This is a genomic window from Nocardia brasiliensis IFM 10847 (genome assembly GCF_000710915.1).
GTDB lineage: Bacteria > Actinomycetota > Actinomycetes > Mycobacteriales > Mycobacteriaceae > Nocardia > Nocardia brasiliensis_A.
The window spans coordinates 42,143-59,380 of the sequence record NZ_BAUA01000163.1; the positions used below are offsets into that span (position 1 = coordinate 42,143).

At 70.2% G+C, this 17,238-nt stretch carries 13 protein-coding genes; 8 read left to right on the forward strand and 5 right to left on the reverse strand.

What is annotated here, in order from left to right; translation table 11 throughout:
• Positions 1–136: 136 nt before the first annotated feature.
• From NBRGI_RS31980 to NBRGI_RS32000, 5 genes are all read left to right on the forward strand, one after another.
• A complete protein-coding gene (locus NBRGI_RS31980) occupies positions 137–625 on the forward strand; it encodes a universal stress protein (protein WP_148311024.1) in 489 nt (162 codons plus the stop codon).
• Between the two features lie 110 nt (positions 626–735).
• The gene (locus NBRGI_RS31985) at positions 736–1,830 is read left to right on the forward strand and encodes an isochorismate synthase (RefSeq protein ID WP_029900914.1); all 1,095 of its coding nucleotides are present in this window, start codon (positions 736–738) and stop codon (positions 1,828–1,830) included.
• Positions 1,831–1,964: 134 nt separating this feature from the next.
• Positions 1,965–2,135, forward strand: coding sequence for a DUF2613 domain-containing protein (locus NBRGI_RS46800; RefSeq protein ID WP_014988932.1), 171 nt, complete (start codon positions 1,965–1,967; stop codon positions 2,133–2,135).
• Positions 2,132–6,523 (forward strand): alpha-(1->3)-arabinofuranosyltransferase, encoded by a 4,392-nt coding sequence (locus NBRGI_RS31995; protein ID WP_441921154.1) that lies wholly within the window; start codon positions 2,132–2,134, stop codon positions 6,521–6,523. Before NBRGI_RS46800 ends, NBRGI_RS31995 begins: the two co-directional genes overlap by 4 nt.
• 59 nt (positions 6,524–6,582) lie before the next feature.
• Positions 6,583–7,083, forward strand: a complete 501-nt coding sequence (locus NBRGI_RS32000; protein WP_235211163.1) for a DinB family protein — start codon at positions 6,583–6,585, stop codon at positions 7,081–7,083.
• A gap of 37 nt (positions 7,084–7,120) precedes the next feature.
• Here the strand turns inward: NBRGI_RS32000 and NBRGI_RS32005 are convergent, their stop codons facing one another.
• Complete coding sequence (locus NBRGI_RS32005; RefSeq protein ID WP_029900917.1) at positions 7,121–8,329, reverse strand: acyltransferase family protein; 1,209 nt, start codon at positions 8,327–8,329, stop codon at positions 7,121–7,123.
• Positions 8,330–8,535: 206 nt separating this feature from the next.
• On the opposite strand from NBRGI_RS32005, the gene NBRGI_RS32010 reads away from it, so the two are divergent.
• Positions 8,536–9,681, forward strand: a complete 1,146-nt coding sequence (locus tag NBRGI_RS32010) for a DUF3068 domain-containing protein (protein WP_029900918.1) — start codon at positions 8,536–8,538, stop codon at positions 9,679–9,681.
• A 143-nt stretch (positions 9,682–9,824) separates the two neighbouring features.
• Here the strand turns inward: NBRGI_RS32010 and NBRGI_RS32015 are convergent, their stop codons facing one another.
• Together NBRGI_RS32015 and NBRGI_RS32020 are read right to left on the reverse strand one after the other, a co-directional pair.
• Positions 9,825–10,229, reverse strand: a complete 405-nt coding sequence (locus tag NBRGI_RS32015; protein ID WP_029900919.1) for a hypothetical protein — start codon at positions 10,227–10,229, stop codon at positions 9,825–9,827.
• 563 nt (positions 10,230–10,792) lie between these two features.
• A complete protein-coding gene (locus NBRGI_RS32020) occupies positions 10,793–11,956 on the reverse strand; it encodes a polysaccharide biosynthesis protein (protein ID WP_235211164.1) in 1,164 nt (387 codons plus the stop codon).
• Between the two features lie 322 nt (positions 11,957–12,278).
• Here NBRGI_RS32020 and NBRGI_RS49345 point away from each other — a divergent pair, with 322 nt between their 5' ends.
• Positions 12,279–14,636, forward strand: coding sequence for a hypothetical protein (locus NBRGI_RS49345; protein ID WP_235211165.1), 2,358 nt, complete (start codon positions 12,279–12,281; stop codon positions 14,634–14,636).
• 66 nt (positions 14,637–14,702) lie between these two features.
• Here NBRGI_RS49345 and NBRGI_RS32030 read toward each other — a convergent pair whose 3' ends face one another.
• A complete protein-coding gene (locus NBRGI_RS32030) occupies positions 14,703–15,875 on the reverse strand; it encodes a glycosyltransferase family 4 protein (protein ID WP_029900922.1) in 1,173 nt (390 codons plus the stop codon).
• A gap of 221 nt (positions 15,876–16,096) precedes the next feature.
• On the opposite strand from NBRGI_RS32030, the gene NBRGI_RS32035 reads away from it, so the two are divergent.
• Positions 16,097–16,882 (forward strand): class I SAM-dependent methyltransferase, encoded by a 786-nt coding sequence (locus NBRGI_RS32035; protein ID WP_029900923.1) that lies wholly within the window; start codon positions 16,097–16,099, stop codon positions 16,880–16,882.
• A gap of 26 nt (positions 16,883–16,908) precedes the next feature.
• Here the strand turns inward: NBRGI_RS32035 and NBRGI_RS32040 are convergent.
• On the reverse strand, positions 16,909–17,238 hold a 330-nt coding region (locus NBRGI_RS32040), incomplete at its 5' end, for a hypothetical protein (RefSeq protein WP_370627876.1).

The window sequence follows — 17,238 nt, forward strand, 5'->3', positions numbered from 1 at the left end:
GCCGTTGCGCCACGGTGGGGTGGGCCGCCGGACCCTTTCCGAGTGGCAGGTCCGATCCCGCGCGCCAGCAGGTGAACAGGCGTTTCCCACGGTAACCTTGACCTGTAGCCGGGAGACTCCCACCAGGAGGTCCATCGTGCCGTGCGATCTGATGCTCATTGCCTACGACGGTTCCGAAAACGCCAAGCGCGCCATCGAATACGCGGGGCGATTCCTCAGCGCGGACAAAGCCATCGTGCTGACCGCGTGGGAGCCGATGGTGCGCCAAGCCGCCCGCCTCTCCGGTCTGTCGGGGGTGATGCAGCCCGAATGGGTACCCGACGAGGAGGTCGAGGACGTCGCCTACGTCGACGCGCGCACCATCAATACCGAAGGCGTGCGCCTGGCCAAGCTCGCCGGACTCAATGCCGAGGCACGCACCGCCGAATGTACGACGACCATCTGGAACGCCATCGTCGAATGCGCCGACGACCTCGATGTGGACATCATCGTCGCGGGCACCAGGGGCGCCACCGGCATCCGCGCGCTGATGCACAGCAGCGTGGCCGACGCGGTGCTCAAGCATTGTCACCGGCCGGTCCTCATGGTTCCGCCCGGCAAGGAGCCTGCGGCCAAATCCCGCTGACCTGCCCACGTGCGCGGAAGTCGCTGCGCGCATGCGGGTCTGGGCTACGGCCGTGAATGCCGTCACGCGAGCCGTTGCGTCGGCCGGAGCGGGGTTAGGGTCGAAAGACTATGGACGGATTCCTGCTTGCTCAGCCCGGCGGGGTGGTCCGGGCTACCGGTAGCCGGATCGCTTTCCGCGAACCCGAACGCGCGGTCGCCGCGTTGCGTGCGGGCAGCGCCGATCTGATCGTCGGTGCGTTGCCGTTCGATCCGCGCGAACCGGCCGCGCTGACCGTGCCGGAACAGGCCGAGCACACGGCGGGACCGTGGCGGCCCGCGGCGTTACCGGAGCTGCCCACGGTGCAGTTCCTCACCGAAATCCCCAGTGCCGCTGAACATATCGCGCGAGTGACGAAGTTGGTCGAGCAGCTCGGCGATCCCGCGCAGCCGTTGCGCAAGGTGGTCGCGGCCCGCTCTGTCCTCGCCGAGGCGGCATCGGCGCTGGACCCCGAAGTGGTCGCCGCGCATCTGCTCGCGCGCCATCCGCACGCGAACGTGTTCGCGGTGGATCTGAGCGCGGCCGGGCGAACGGGCGCGACGCTGGTCGGCGCGACCCCCGAAGTGCTGATCGAGCGCCGCGGCCCGACCGTCACCCTGCATCCGCTGGCGGGCACCGTGCCTCGCCTGGCCGATCCGGACGCCGACGCCGCCCAGGCGCGCGATCTGCTGGCCAGCGGCAAGAACCGGGACGAGCACGCGTTCGTCATCGACTGGATCCGGGACCGGCTGGGCCCGGTCTGCGCGGAGTTGGCCATTCCCGACGGCCCGGAACTGGTCAGCACCCACGAGGTCTGGCACCTCGCCACGCCGATCACCGGCACGCTGCGCGATCCCGCGACCACCGCGCTCGAGCTGGCCCTGCTGCTGCATCCGACGCCGGCCCTCTGCGGCACCCCGACCGACCTGGCGCTGGCGACCATCGCCGACCTCGAAGAGGACCGTGGTTTCTACGGCGGCGCGGTCGGCTGGTGCGACGCGCACGGCGACGGCTCCTGGGTGGTGGCGATCCGCTGCGCGGAGCTGTCCGCGGACGGCCGCACCGTGCACGCCTACGCGGGCGGCGGCATCGTCGCCGCCTCGGACCCCAAGGCCGAACTAGACGAGACCACCGCCAAACTCCGCACTCTGCTCGGCAGCCTGCACTGCGCGATCCCCGCCCACTGACCACCGACCGGGGCCGCACACGGCGATGCCCATCGACTATCACCGAGGAATCGGCGGGCTGAACGCACCGAATCGGCGAGCGGGCTGCTAGGTTGACCGGGAATGTGCCTGCATCGATGTATTGGAGTGCCGCAATGAAGTTTGCTGTTCCTGGTGTTGCGAGTGCTGTCGGCGGCGCCGTGCTCGGTGTGATCGCGGTGCTCCTCGTGACCGTTGCGGTGCAGCAGAACACGCGTCCGGACATCGACCGCAGTGGCGACAAGGATTCGTCGCTGCTGAACAACGTCGAGTACGGCAGTCGCTGACCTCGGCCCTAACCGCCGACTCGCTCGCACCGGCCGCGGCGTCGCGGCGGCACAGCACTGCGCCGCTGGGTAGACTCTGGTTCGCCGGAACCGTTCTCGCCGCGTTTCTGCTGACCTTTCTGCAGGCTCCCGGGCGCACGGTCGCGGACACCAAATACGACCTGGCGCAGAACCCGCTGGGTTTCCTCGAACGCGCCGGCCATCTGTGGAGCAGCCAGGCTCCGATGGGCCAGGTGCAGAACCAGGCCTACGGGTATTTCTTCCCGCACGGCGCCTTCTTCTCGGCCGGGCATGTGCTCGGCGTGCCCGCCTGGGTGACCCAGCGGATCTGGTGGGCGCTGCTGCTGCTCGCCGGATTCTGGGGCATCGTCCGGCTGTGCGAGACCCTCGGCATCGGCACCCGCGGCTCCCGGATCGTCGCGGCGATCGCCTTCGCGCTCTCGCCGCGCGTGCTCACGACGCTGGGCTCGATCTCGTCCGAAACTCTGCCGATGATGCTGGCCCCGTGGGTCCTGCTCGCGCCGGCCGCGCTCGGGCTCCGCGGTCGCGCCCGGCGGCGCGGCGGGGCCGACTCCCCCGCGGGCAGCGCGCTCGCGCTGGCCCTGATGGGGTCGGTCAACGCGGTCGCGACGGTCGCCGCGTTCCTGCCCGCCCTGCTCTGGTGGGGTTCCTACCGGCCGAATCGCGCATGGTGGCGGTTCACCCGAGCCTGGGTGCCGCTGCTGGTGCTCGCCACGTTCTGGTGGGCGGTGCCGTTGCTACTGCTGGGCAAGGTGAGCCCGCCGTTCCTGGACTACATCGAATCCTCCGGCGTGACAACGCAATGGGCCTCGCTCGCCGAGGTATTGCGCGGCACGGACAGCTGGACGCCGTTCGTCTCGCCGGAACGCATCGCGGGCGCGGTACTGGTGACCCAGCCCGCCGCGGTGCTGGCCACCGGACTGCTCGCCGCGGCGGGCATGGCCGGGCTGGCGCTGCGGTCCATGCCGTACCGGGGACGGCTCGCGCTCATCCTCTGCGTCGGCCTGGTCGGTATCTGCGCGGGATACGTCGGCGAGCTGGGCGGACCGTTCGCCGAATCGGTACGGCTGTTCCTGGACTCCGGCGGCGCGCCGCTGCGCAACGTGCACAAACTCGAGCCGCTGATCCGAATTCCCTTGGTACTCGGCCTCGCCCAGCTGCTGGCCCGGGTGCCGCTGCCTGCCTCGGTGCCGATGCCGGTGTGGCGCAGCGCGTTCGCCCATCCCGAGCGGGACCGGGTGGTCGCCGTCGCCGCCCTGGTGCTGACCGCGCTGACCCTGGCCACATCGCTGGCCTGGACCGGCCGGCTGGCCCCGCGCGGCGCCTACGACCGGGTGCCCGCGTACTGGGAACAGACCGCGCGGTGGTTGCACGACCACGCCGCCGACACCCGCGCCCTGGTGGTGCCCGGCGCACCGTTCGGCAGCCAGGTCTGGGGGTTGACCCGGGACGAACCGTTGCAGGCCTTGGCGAGCACGCCGTGGGCGGTCCGGGACTCGGTGCCACTGAACCCGCCGGGCACGATCCGCGCGATGGATTCGGTGCAGCGGCTGATCGCCGACGGCAGGCCGTCCACCGGCCTGGCCCGCACACTGGCCGGGCAGGGCATCGGAATCCTGGTGCTGCGCAACGACCTCGACGCCGAGACCGCGCGCTCCACCCGGCCGATGCTGGCGCATCGGGCGATCGAGGGTTCGCCGGGTTTGACCAAGGTCGCCGAATTCGGCGCGCCGATCGAATCTGCGGTCATCGCCGAAGATCTGGTCGCCGACGGTGATCTGCGGCCCGCTTACCCCGCTGTCGAGATCTATCGCGTGGGTGCTCCGGCACCGGGCGCGCCTGCCGAGGTGCGCAGCGGAATCGGTGCGCCGCAATCGTTCCCGGGCGCGTACACGGTGCCGCTCGCCACGATGCGCGTCGTGCAAGGCGGGCCCGAGGTGCTCGAGCGTCTGCGCCGCGACCCCGACACGACCAATGCCCCCGCCTTGCTCGCTGCCGATGCGGTGCGGGCGGGGCTGCCGATCGGACCGCTGACCGTCACCGACACCCCGATGGATCGCGAGGCCGACTTCGGCCGGGTGGACAACCACAATTCGGCGCTGCGCGCGCCCGGCGACGCCCGCCGCACGCACAACCTGGTGCCCGACTACCCGGTCGACGGTGCCGAACCGGTGCGCGGGGAATGGTCGGGGGCGACCGTCACGGCGTCCAGCTCCGCCGCCGACGCCACCCAACTCGGCGGTGCCGCGCCCGGCAGCTCGACCGCGGCCGCCGTCGACGGCGATCCGGCCACCGCCTGGATCAGCAACGGCACCGAACACGCACTGGGACAATGGCTCCGGCTCGAGCTGGACCAGCCGGTCAAGGCCGGGCAGCTGACCTTCAGCACCAGCGCGGCCGCCATCGGCGACCCGGTGAAATGGGTGGAGGTACGCACGGCGAACGGCACCGTGACGACCAGGATTCCCGAACCCGCTACGCCGGTGTCGGTTTCGCTGCCCGCGGGCAAGACCGCCTGGGTCACCATCACCGCCGTCCGCACCGAAACCGGCAAGCGCGGCGGGCAGTTCGGCATCAGCGAGCTGACGCTGGACGACTACTCCGTGCGCGACCAGCCGGTCCGCGTCGATATCCGGCACCGGACAGTGCTGCCGCCGACGCAGCCCGGCGCTCAGGTGCGCGGCTGGGACCTCGGGCAGGAATTCCCCGGTCGCAGTGGCTGTTTCGATTCGCCGAATCGGGTGCGCTGCAGCAAGGGGCTGGCCTTGGCGCCGGAGGAACCCGGTACGTTCCAGCGCTTTCTCTCGGTGCCGGAGCCGATGTCGGTGACACCCGAGCTGACCGTCCGCACTCGGCAGGGTCCGGCGCTGGAGGCGCTGCTCACCGACCCCGGCCGCCCGGTCGCCCGCGGCCAGGCCGACGTGGGGGACCTGCGCGGAGCCGCGTTCGCGGCGACGGACGGCGATCCGCGGACCAGCTGGACCGCGCCGGAGGACTCGGTGCGCGCGCTGACCGGCCCGAAACCCACACTGACACTCGAACTTCCCGAGCCCGCGCTGGTGACGGGCCTCGACCTGACGCCGCCGCTGGGCGGGCTCCCGGCCACCCCCACCGCCGTGGTGGTGAACCTGGGCGACGGACCGCAGGTGCGGGAACTGGAAGCGGGCGACCCCGGCACCCCGCGCCGGATCTCGTTGCATCCCACCGTGACCGATCGCATCGAACTCAGTCTGCAGTCCTGGCGGCCGGTGCTCGACCAGACCGCCCTCGGCTTCGTGCTCTCGCAACCGCCCGGGCTGGCCGAGGTCGAGGTGCTCGGCCCCGGCTACCCCGCCCCCGCACCGCTGGACCGCGAGATCACCGTCCCCTGCGCGCTCGGACCGACGATCACCGTCGACGGGCAGATCCGGCACACCTCGGTCACCGCCACCGCCGACGAGCTGCGCTCCGGCGCACCGGTTCCCGCGCGGGTATGCGCGCAGGACGCTGCGCCGCAGACTGATTCCGACGCACTCGGGCTGGCGGCGGGCCGGGCAGAGGTCACCGTCGGCCCGACCGATCTGTTCTTCGTCGACCGGCTTCGCCTGGACCGTACCGATTTCACGGCCCCGGCCCCGACGGACCAGGGCACCCGCGTGCTGGTATTGCCGTTGAGCACGAACATCGGCTGGCAGGCGGAAACGGCCGACGGGCGTGCGCTGGAACCCGTGGTCGTCGACGGCTGGCAGCAGGCCTGGCTGCTCCCGGCCGATGCGCGCGGACCCGTCACAGTGTCGTTCCCGATCGACCGCTGGTATCGCCTCGGAATCTTCGGCGGACTCCTGCTCTTGCTCCCGCTGTTCTTCCTCGCGATTCCGTGGCGGGTGCGGACTGCGAAAAACGCTGCCGCTAAGCGGGATACCACGGCCACCGAGACACCGAATACCGGTGCCCACGTCCCGGACTCCACGACCCACACAGCGGCCACTCCGAATGCCGATGCCGACCTGTCGGCCACCGCGCGCGACGCCGCCTCGACATCGAAAGCCGGTGCCGGCGAACCGGATACCGTGCCGCGCACGTGGGGTACCCGCTGGCTCGGGGCGCTCGGGCTCGCCGCGGCCGCGACGGTGATCGCGGGCCCGGTCGCGACCCTGCTCACCGCAGGCACACTCGCGGCTGTTCGTTTCCGTCCGCAGTATGCGGGGCGTGCCCTGGTCCTCGTCGCGGGCGTCGGCACCGTGCTGTCGGCGGCGGTGCTGTCCACCGGGCCGTGGCGCTCGGGTGACGGCTATCTCGGCGGTTCGCTCTGGGCGCAGTTGCCCGCGCTGCTCGCCGTGGTCGCCGTCGGAGTCGCGGCGCTGCCGCCCGCACGTCGGAAGAACTGACCGGCCGGGTATCGATTCAGGCTGCGGCGCAACGGACCTCGTTGCTAATGTGGCCCGGCGTGGACACCTGTGCAGAATGTGGTTTCGAGTACGACCTGACCCGCGCGACCGACGTGGCGTCGCTGGCCACCGAGCACGCCGTCGAATATGCCGACCTGCTCCTCACCGATTCGCCGAAACTACGGCAGCGTCCAGCGCCCGAGGTCTGGTCACCGCTCGAATACGCCTGCCACATGCGCGATGTGCTCTTCGTGCAACGCGAACGCGCGCTCGCCGCCCGCCGCTGGGAAACCCCGGAGGCGACGCCGATGGGCCGCGACGAACGCGTCGAGCACGACGGCTACGCGGATCAGCGTCCGACGGATGTCGGCAGGCAGCTCCGCGATGCCGCGCAGCTGTTCGCCAATGTGCTGGACCGATTGAAGGACGAGGACTGGGAGCGCACCCTGATCTACAGCTTCCCGGAGCGCCAAGAACGGTCGGTGCGCTGGCTCGCGCTGCACACCCTGCACGAATTGCGCCATCACCTGCGCGACATGCACCTGCAGCTGGACAGCTGACGCGCTGCTGGACAGCTGCCGCGCAAGGCAATCCGGCTCACGGAGCGGCGAGGCGGTCCGCTTCCTCGGGTTCGCGCGGCGGCTTCGGCCGGTCCCAGCGCCGCATCCACTGCCGCACCGGCTCCTCGATCAACGCATAGCTGGCCGCGGCCACGGGCAGGGTCAGCGCGATGGTGAGCACGAGGACGTAGCCGAAATCGCCGGCGAACGGCAGGATCCCGAAGACCGGGAAGACCACCGAGAGCACCGCGAGATGCCAGATGAAGATGCCATAGGACCAGCGACCGACGGTCGCGGCCACCCGCGACTCCAGCCACCGGTGCGACCGGCCCGGTGCACCGAGGACCAGCGGGGCGAGCAGGGTGAAGCCGATGATCGCGCCGAGACCCATCTTCGCCGCGTACTGCCACGGCTGCGCGTGCGTCAGTCCGGCGGGGCCCGCGACATCGGTCGCCGAGACGCCGAATGCGACCGCCGCGACCACCCACATCAGCGGCTGGCTCCCTGCCAAACGCCAACCCTTGGATAGCCGTTCGCTATGAAGTGACAGTTCGGCCAGCACCATTCCCATCGCGAACCACGGTAGATATGCGGGCAGCCAATTATCGGAATGGATGGCGTCGGGGGTCGGCACCGGAATGAAGTTCCAGCCCAGGCACACCGCCGCGAATACGAGCAGCACCCGAACCCGGTACCGAGCGGCGTTCCCGCGCAACCACACCAGGGCGAACGCGAGCAACGGCAGCACCAGATAGAAGGCCACCTCCACCGAGAGGCTCCACATCTGGGTCAGCCCGTCGGTGAGCGTCAACGGCACGAATACTTGCAGCAGCGCCACATTCGACACCCACACGCGCAGGCCCGCCGTCCCGGCCGCACCGGGCAGCAGCACCAGCACCGCGATCACCACCACCCAGTACGCGGGCAGAATCCGTGCGGCGCGATGCCGGAGGTAGTAGCCGACCGACGGGGCCGGTCCCAGCCCGCGCGCCGCCGTCGCGTGCGGACGCCACAGCAGGAAACCGGAGAGGGCGAAGAACACCGCGACCGCCATGTCGAACCGTCCCCACACCCGTCCGAGCACGGGGGTATTGGCCGCACCGGTCTGAAAAGCCACGTGCGTCAACAACACTCCGAGCGCCGCCAGTCCGCGCATGCCTTCCAGTGCGGGCAGAAACGCGCGCGCGGGGACGGATTCGGCGGCCGCGGGAACGGTCGCGTCGGCGGTGGGCAGCGTTGCGGTCATCGGGCTCCAGTCTGCCTTGCCGATTTTCAGGTGATAACTCGACGTTTCACATTTCGCGCTAAACTCGGGCGATTTCTCGGCCGTTTCCGGCCTCGACGCCGCATGGTACGACATCGGACTGTTAGTGTCGGGGCTCACGAGTGCCACGGGGGTTGAACCCGGGGCATTCGCCGGAACGACCCTGTTCTACGACGAGGAGAGTTTGCATGGCACTGAGTGCCGGAACCAGAAGGACGGTGGCCTGCCTGCTCGTGGGTCTCGGCGCGTTGCTGATCGTCGCCGCGCTGATGATCCCGACATACACCGTCGGCAAACTGGCGAAGACTCCTCTCGATCTCGAGATCACCACGATCGCGACCAACCAACCCGGTGAAGAGAGTCTCGTGCTGGACTCCAAGTCGCTCACCGGCGACGGCGTCGCGAAGATCGACAAGGACGTCAACCTGGTCTCGCAGCGCTTCCTCACCGTCGAAGAGCCCTCCGACGCCTCCGAGATGACGGTGCAGGCGGGTTCGACGTTGCGGCGCACCGACAAGCAGGGCGACACCGGCCTGCTGACCGCGACCATCGACCGCGTCACCATCGACCGCAAGACCGGCGAGCCGGTCGACAAGGAGCCGAACGGCTCGATCGCGGTCACGGTGAACAAGGAGATGCAGTCGGTCGCCGACCCGGTGCAGCACACCGGCCTGCAGTACCGCTTCCCGATCGGTACCGAGAAGAAGACCTACCCGTACTTCGATCTCAACGTGCGCAAGACCTACGACATCAACTTCGTCGAGGAAACCGAGATCAACAGCCTGAAGGTCTACCACTTCCAGCAGACCATCCCGGCGACCAACCTCTACGACGTGGTGCCCGCACCGACCAACAAGCTGACCTTCCCGGCCGCCAAGTGGGGCGTCGAGGGCGAGGGTGACGTCACCATGGCCCGCTGGTACAGCAACACCCGCGACGTGTGGGTCGAGCCGCAGACCGGCACCGTGATCAAGGGCGGCGAGCAGCTGCACCTGTTCTACGCCCGCTCCGGCGACAAGCCCGAGGTCAGCGCACTGAAGTCGCATATCGTCTTCAACGAGAACACCATCGAGTCGCAGATCGCGGTGGCCAAGGAGAACATCGACAAGCTGTCGCTGTACGGCCGGATCATGCCGATCATCCTCGGGGTGCTCGGCGTGATCGCGCTGATCGTGGGCGTGATCCTCGGCGTGCGCGGCGGCTCCGCAGCCGCCCCGGCGGGTAGCGGCGGGCCGTTGAACCGGCGCTCCGGTGGTTCGGCCGCGGCCGGTGGGACGCGGCCCGTGGACAACGATCCGCCGACCGAACAGATCAAGATCACGAAACAACCGTGATGTAGCACCGTGATTCGGCCCCCGGTCCTCGACCGGGGGCCGTTTCTTTGTCCGCTGCCGAGCTGAATTCGGCGGACGGCTCGGCATGCGGTGTGCCGCGGGTCCGGTATGGAGCCCGCGGCACAGCCGGTGCGGTGCATCGGTCAGGCGGCGTCGAGGGCCGCGCCGATCTTGCGGACCATCGCCGCGACGGCCGGGGCAGGCGTGCCCTTGCCGGACTGGGCCGCGTCGACGGCGACCAGGACGGTGTCGCGGAAGTTGCCCGCCTCGGCCGGGTACTGCGCACCGAGCAGGTGCATGGCCGCGGTCAGGGCGGGCAGCACCTGGTCGGCGAGTTCGGCGACGGACTTGCCGGGCAGGTGGATGTCGCGGGACTTGGCCGCGAGCACATGCCCGACCAGGCCGGTCGCGGACGTCAACGCGGTGGAGCCCTGCGCGATGCCCTTGTGCGACGCACCGGCGGCCGCGATCAGCGAAACCGCGCCGTAAGCGGCGGTGCGCAGGGTGGCCTTGTCCTGGTCGGTCAGGGTGCTGGTGATGATGCTCATGATGTGTACTCCTCGAAATCGTTTGTGGCAGTGGCCGGAACCCCGTTGGCACCGGCCGCTTTGTTCGATGGATGTACTTTCGCCGGATCGCCTGACACCGCCCTGACAGCCAACTGACACTGCCGCTGACACCGAGTGGGCGGAGACTGACCGCTCCGAGGCCGGACCTGCCGTGGGGGACCGGGCCTGCTGTGGGACCGGGCCTGCTGTAGGGCCGGGCCTGCCGTAGGGCCGATCCTGCTGTGGTGGCCGGACCTGCAGTGAGGGCCGCCCATGCCGTGGGCCCGGACCCGCCGTGAGGGCCGCCCATGCCGTGGGGCCGGACCTCCTGTGGGGGCCGGACCTGCCGTGAGGGCCGCCCATGCCGTAGGGCCGGACCTGCCGTGGGCCCGGATCTGCTTCGGGGGCCCGACCATGCGGACCGCGAAGCGCACCTACAGTGCAGGCACTTGCGGCGATAGAGGGGGTGGCGAAGCACGCTCGGGGTCTTCTCCGGCCCGTGAACGCGACGACGACATGTGCGCGGGACGGGGGGCGTTGGCGCGGTGCCTATTTCGGATGTGTCAGTGGGTCTGGTGACGGTCGCGCTCTGCGGTGCGCAGGACGATGGCCGCGACCACCAGGGTCGTGGTGGCCGCGCATGCGGCGGCGGTGGCGATCAGGGCGGGTGTCGAGCGGGCGAACGCGACCATCAGCGTCACCTCGATCGCCAGGCCCAGCCAGGTCAAGGCGGCGAGGGCGGTGCGGTCGACGGCGATGGCGGACAGCATCGCGCCCTGGAGTACGGCGAGGATCGCACCGTGCAAGGCGAACAGCCACAGCAGTCCCTGGATCGGGGCGTAGTCCTGGCCCGCCAGCACCGGCGCGATCGGTGCGGCCAGGGCGGCGCACAGCACGGCGGCGATACCGATACCGGACAGCACGGCCAGCGCCGACCGGATCGCGCGTGCCGAATGCGTCGGCTGTGCCATCCGCGGGTACAGCACCACGCCGACCGCCTGCGGCAGCCAGAACGCGATCTTCGTCGCGATGGTGCCCAGCGCGTAACGGCTGGCGTCCGCGTCGTCCAGGACCATGCGGACGACGATGAGATCGGCGGAGGACAGGGCCATCAGCGCCGCCTGCACCTGCGCGGCCCGCAGCACCGGCAGTACCCCGATGGCCTGCACTACTTCGTCTTCGTCCACATCGGCGGTGCGGTCACGCGGCGCGGGCGAGCCCGCGACGAACCTGGCGAACGCCGCCGCCACCGCGATACCCGCCGCCGCCGCGGTCAACGCCGCCGCCGCGCCACCCCCCGCGGCGAGCACAACGAGCGCGGGCGCGACCCTGGCGATCCCGGCCGCGCCGAGCACGACGCCCAACGCCCGAAATCGCCTGCCGCCCTGCAACACGCCCTGTTCACCGGACAGCAGCACCAGGGCGGGGGCCGCGCACAACGCCGCGGCGCAGGCGGCGACGCCGACGTTCAACGCCGTGGTCACCACCGGAATCAACAACGCGACGACCACCGCCACGATCACCGCGCACCGCCACTGCAACCCGCGCAACGCGGCAGCACTCGCGCCCCGGACCAGTTCCCTCGCCACCACGTTCTGCAAGGCCAGCGCGGGTACCGCACACAGCAGCTGCACCGCGAGCAGGCTCGCGAACTCGCTGTAACCGGCGACGCCCAGCCACCGCCCCGCCAGCAGTTGCAACAGATAGCCGGCCACGTTGGCGGTCATCGCACCCGCCGTCACCAACGTCAGATCCGCTACCACTGGAAACCGACGGACCGCAGACACGTTCGCCATCGTCCCACCCGGTGCCACGTCGGCGGCTTCGCACCCCCTGGTCGCGCGCGTTCGAGATCAGGGGGAACTGACGGCGGCGGCTACTCGAACGATGCCGCCACCAGTTCCCCCTGATCTCGAACGCGTCCGCCGAGGGCACTTCGGCGGACGCGACGTAGGGTGCACAAGCGTGAACGAGAGCGAGCCGAGGGTGCGCGAGCGGTGGGGGAGGTTCGTCCCCGCCGGTTACAGCGCGGTGCTCACGCTGCTCGTCATGGGACCGCTCCTGGGTCCGGGATATCTGCTTCTGCGCGACGCGGTGAGTACCCCGCGTTCCTATCTCACCGATGCCGCCCTCGGACTCGGTGCCGCGGCCCCGCGCGCGGTCCCCCAGGACGCGCTGCTGGCGGTGCTGTCACCACTGCTCGACGGCGGCATCATCGTCAAAGCGATCCTGTTCCTCGCTCTGTGGGCGGCCGGTTACGGCGCCGCCGTACTGGTGCGTGAACTCCTTCACGCACCCGTGCCCGCCCAACTAGTCGCAAGCACCGTCGCGCTCTGGAACCCCTATCTCGCCGAACGACTCCTCCAAGGACACTGGAGCCTGCTCACCGGCTATGCCGCCCTCCCCTGGATCATCCTGACCGCCAACCGCATTCGAGTTCCGGCACGTGGCGGTCATGCGCCCGGGGCGCCCACGGATTCCGCGCAGACGGATCCGGTGCGCAAGCCGGACAGTGCGCCGAGTGGTTCCACGAGCCCAGTGCGCCGTGCCATCGGGACGCCGGCCGATTCCGCAGGCGCACACGACATCCCAGGCCGCCGAGCCGAGTCGGCACGTGCACCCAGCAGTTCGGGCAGTACCCCCGCCGGCTCGATCAGCGCGGCGGACAGTTCGGTAGACGCACCACACCACGCCACGGATGAACAGAACGCGGCTGCGGCAGATCGAATCGAACTGGTGGACGCGGACGCCAGCCCGGCACGCACCTTGGACAGCCCAGCGCAGGATCGTTCTACTGTCTCGCCGGATCGGGCCGGGTCGGCGAGTGCCCCCTCAGCGGTCGACCCAGTGGACGCGCACACCGATCCGGCGAACACCCCACGCAGTCCAGCGCACGGTCTGCCTGCTGCGCTGCGGAGTGGGGCGGGGGCGGCAAGTGCTCCCGCAGCGGTCGAGCCGGTGGACGCACATAACGATCCGGCGAACACCCCACGCAGTCCAGCGCTGGATCGTTTTGCCGCGCTGCGGGATTGGGGCGGGTTGGCGGGGGCGCTCGCGGCGGCGGGGCTTACGCCGACCGGTGCGGTGCTCGGCGCGGTTACGGCGCTGGTGGTGGTCGGGCGGCGGCGGATCGCCGGGGTCGCGGGGCTGGTTGTCCTTGCATCCGTGCCGTGGTTGCTGGCGACCGCGGTGTCCGGGTCCGGGAGCGAGCCATCGGATCCGGCGGGGATCGCCGCGTTCGCCGCACGAGCCGAACCCGGTCTCGGCACGCTGGGAAGCCTGGCAGGACTCGGCGGGATCTGGAACGGGGACGCGGTACCGGCTACCCGGACCACGTTGCTCGCGGTGATCGGGACCGTCCTGTTGCTCACCATCGTCGCCACCGGCCTGCGATCGGTCTGGACCGCGCAGGGCAATCGCTACGTGCTGCGTGCGCTCCTCGCCCTCGCGGCACTTGCGATTCTGCTGCCCGCGCTGGGCGCCGCCCCTTGGGGCATGCACCTGCTGGAATGGCTCGTCGCCCACGTCCCCGGCACCGGACTACTGCGCGACACACAAAAATACGTCGCCCTCGCCATGCCCGCCTACGCCCTGTGCGCCGCCTGCACGCTGCTCGCCGCACGCTTCCGCTCCGCCCGGAACGGGCAAACGCCCGATACGACTGCGGCCCAACGAATCCCATTCGCTGCCAGCCCGTCAACCCCCACCGGGTCCGCTGCGGCGTCTCCCGTCGCCCCGCCACGCTCTGCTCCGAGCAGGGCGCTGACCCGCACGGTCGCAAGTGTTTTCATCGTTTTGCTGGTGCTGCCGCTGCTGGATCTCGCCTGGGGCGTGGGTGGGGCGTTGCGGCCGGTGCACTATCCCGCGGGGTGGCGGGAGGTGGCCGGCCGGGTGGATGGGCCGGGGGACGTCGCGGTGTTGCCAGGGGGGATGTTCCGGAAGTTCCGGTACAGCGGGCCGGTTCCGGTGCTCGACCCCGCACCGCGGATGCTGCCCCGCGATGTGTTGCAGACCGGCGAGCTGCCGGTGCGCGGGCGCACGGTGGCCGGGGAGGGCACGCGGGCTCGCACGGTGGAAAGTCTGCTCCTGCACGGCGGTTCGGCCGCGGAGTTGGCCGGGCACGGCGTCGGCTGGGTGCTGCTGGAACGCGGTACGCCCGGCCCGCTCGGCGAATCGAAAACGACACTCGCGCAACTGGATCAGGTGTACACCGACGCCGACCTCACGCTGTACCGCGTGCCCGGCCCGGTCGATGAGCGTACGGGCTCGGCCACGAATCGGGTACTGGTCATCGCCGCCCACGTCCTGTGGGCCGCACTACTTCTCGGCGGCCTGTTCCTCGCGGTCATGGCGCGCACCCTCGCATCGAGACCCGCACACCTCAGCACACGCGCATCACGTCCTTAGCCGGGCGATTCCAGCCCGCGCAGAACCACCAGCAGGTTCGGTCCCCCGAAATTCGCCCGAGCGAACTCAACCGACAGTGCGCGGGGCGATCAACCCTGACGTGTGCTGGCCGCGTGCGACTGCGGCCAGCACCTCGTATACCCCGTTTCCCGTTTGCTCCCAGGAGAATTCCCGGGCGCGGGCTCGCGCCTTCTCGCCCATTACGGTGCGGGCGGCGTGGTCGCCGAGCAGTTCGCCTACCGCGTCGGACAACTGCAGGACGTCGTCTACGAGCAGTCCGGTGACGCCGTCGATGATCGAGTCGGTGAGTCCGCGGGAACTGCGGTAGCCGATGGTGGGGACGCCGTGCTGGGCGGCTTCGATGACGGCCAGTCCCCAGCCTTCCTTGCGTGAGGGCAGCACGTGCACCCAGGCGCGGGAGAGCAATTCGTGTTTGCGGCGTTCGTCGACGTGCCCGTGGAAGGTGAGGGCGTCGGCGATGCCGAGTCGCGCGGCGTCGGCTTTCAGGTTGTCGGCCCACCAGCCGTCGCCGATCACATCGAGATGCAGGCCGGGGATGCCGGGGCGTAGTCGCGCGACGACCGCGAGCGCGTCCTCGATCTGCTTGTGCGGCACCAGCCGGGACAGCACCACGATGCGCGGGTTGTCCGTGCGGGTTTCGGCGGCGCCGGTCGGCGCGTCGGCTGGGACGGGTTCAGCGCCGTTGCGCACCACCGCGATCCGGGTCTGCTCGACACCGAGGGTGGCGAGTTCTTCGGCCGAGGGCAGCGAAACGGTCAGGTATTGATTGCGCCGGTGTACGCGCGGCGAGAGTCGCGATTCGATCCACCAGCCGATCCGGCCGACCAGCCGCCCCGCGACCGGCCACTGTTCCCGATGGCCGTGATGCACCAGCACCACGGACGGCGCCTTGGCGGCCGCGGCGGCGAAGAACGGGATGCCGTTCTGCGTATCGATGATGGCGTCGGGGCGCACGTCGCGCAGCGGCCCGAGGCCGAGCCTGCCGAGCGCCATCGCGGCCAGCGCCCGCGGATAGACGGAGTAGCGCCCACCGGCCCGGCTGATGTCGATGCCGTCGAGGTGTTCGCGCTTGGGCGCGCCCGGATAGCGAGCCGTGCGCAGGGTGACCTTGACACCGCGTGCCGCGAGCTGCGCGCCGACCTGCTCGAGGTAGCGTTCGCTGCCGCCGCCCTGCGGGTGCCCGGTGTCGCGCCAGCACAGCAGGAGGACTTCGCGCACGGTCGAGCTTCTCTCGGTCGGGTGGTCCCGGGTTCGGGAACGTCGGATATCGGGCTACACCCTAACCCGGCGACCCGCCGGAAAGCCGATCACCGACGCTTGTGCAGGCACATGATCGGCAACCCCGCCCCGCCGGCCTGGTTATCGGCGAGCGTGCGCGCCCTACGCGAGCGCAGGAGCGGACGACAGCTCCACAACACCGTTATGCGAGACTCGGCGCCGTGTTGAGAGCCGAAAAATCGCCCGCCGACGGCGCGGCCCCCCGGTTCGCGCGCCGCGCGACGCTGCGCCGGTCGCTGCGCCTGCTCGGCAGCTTCCGGTTCGAGCAGTCCGATCCGGCGGTGTTCTACGGTGGCCTCGCCGAGGACAGCGCGGCGATGCTCGGCGATTTCTACACAGACCTCACCGGCAGGGATCTGACCGGGGCGACGATTCTCGATGTCGGCGGCGGACCGGGCTACTTCGCCGATGAGTTCCGGCGCGCGGGCGCGCGGTATATCCCGGTGGAACCGGACCCGTCCGAAATGCACGCGGCCGGCTTGTCGGCGGCGGGTGCGGTGCGCGGCTCGGGGATGGCGCTGCCGTTCCGCGATGACGCGGTGGACATCTGCTTCTCGTCGAATGTCGCCGAACATGTGCCGGATCCGTGGCTGATGGCGGACGAGATGGTGCGCGTGACCCGGCCGGGCGGGTTGATCGTGCTGTCGTACACGGTGTGGCTCGGCCCGTTCGGCGGGCACGAAACGGGGCCGTGGCACTACCTCGGGGGCGAGTACGCGGCGCGTCGGTACCGGCGCAAGCAGGGGCGGGAACCGAAGAACCGATTCGGCAGGTCCCTGTTCGCGGTTCGTGCGGCGGACGGATTACGGTGGGCAGCAACGACTTCGGCCGACGTGCGCACCGTTTTTCCGCGCTACCATCCGCGCTGGGCATGGTGGCTCGTGCGCATTCCGGCACTACGCGAATTACTGGTGAGCAATCTCGTTGTGGTCGCGACCAAAGCGTAGCGACGGACTCAGCGCCCGCGGACGATTCAGTGCTCGAGCCAGCCGCGCCGCCAGGTGCGCCTGCCGCACGGTTCGTGCAGCGGCCGGTTCCACGGCGATTCCTGAATCGCGAGACCGACGGTTTCCAGTGTGGTGAGACCGACCTGGTCGGCTAAAGCCCCCACGACGGCTACCGCTTCGGCGGCTTGCATGGCTGCGGTCGCTTGCTCGATGGTCAGCGTGCGCCCCGGTAGGAAGGACACCACCCAGCCGCCCGCGCCGACGCTCTTCGCTTGATGTTCGGTCTGGTCGCTGGTCATCAGCGATCTGCCGACTACTTGCACCGCCATGACTCGGTCTCCCCAATTGCGGTATCG

Coding starts and splice junctions, on each gene's coding strand:
- NBRGI_RS46800 (WP_014988932.1), top strand. CDS start 1,965: ATGAAGTTTGCTGTTCCTGGTGTTGCGAGTGCTGTCGGCGGCGCCGTG.
- NBRGI_RS32015 (WP_029900919.1), bottom strand. CDS start 10,229: ATGAGCATCATCACCAGCACCCTGACCGACCAGGACAAGGCCACCCTG.
- NBRGI_RS32010 (WP_029900918.1), top strand. CDS start 8,536: ATGGCACTGAGTGCCGGAACCAGAAGGACGGTGGCCTGCCTGCTCGTG.
- NBRGI_RS32020 (WP_235211164.1), bottom strand. CDS start 11,956: ATGACCGCCAACGTGGCCGGCTATCTGTTGCAACTGCTGGCGGGGCGG.
- NBRGI_RS31985 (WP_029900914.1), top strand. CDS start 736: ATGGACGGATTCCTGCTTGCTCAGCCCGGCGGGGTGGTCCGGGCTACC.
- NBRGI_RS32005 (WP_029900917.1), bottom strand. CDS start 8,329: ATGACCGCAACGCTGCCCACCGCCGACGCGACCGTTCCCGCGGCCGCC.
- NBRGI_RS49345 (WP_235211165.1), top strand. CDS start 12,279: ATGGGACCGCTCCTGGGTCCGGGATATCTGCTTCTGCGCGACGCGGTG.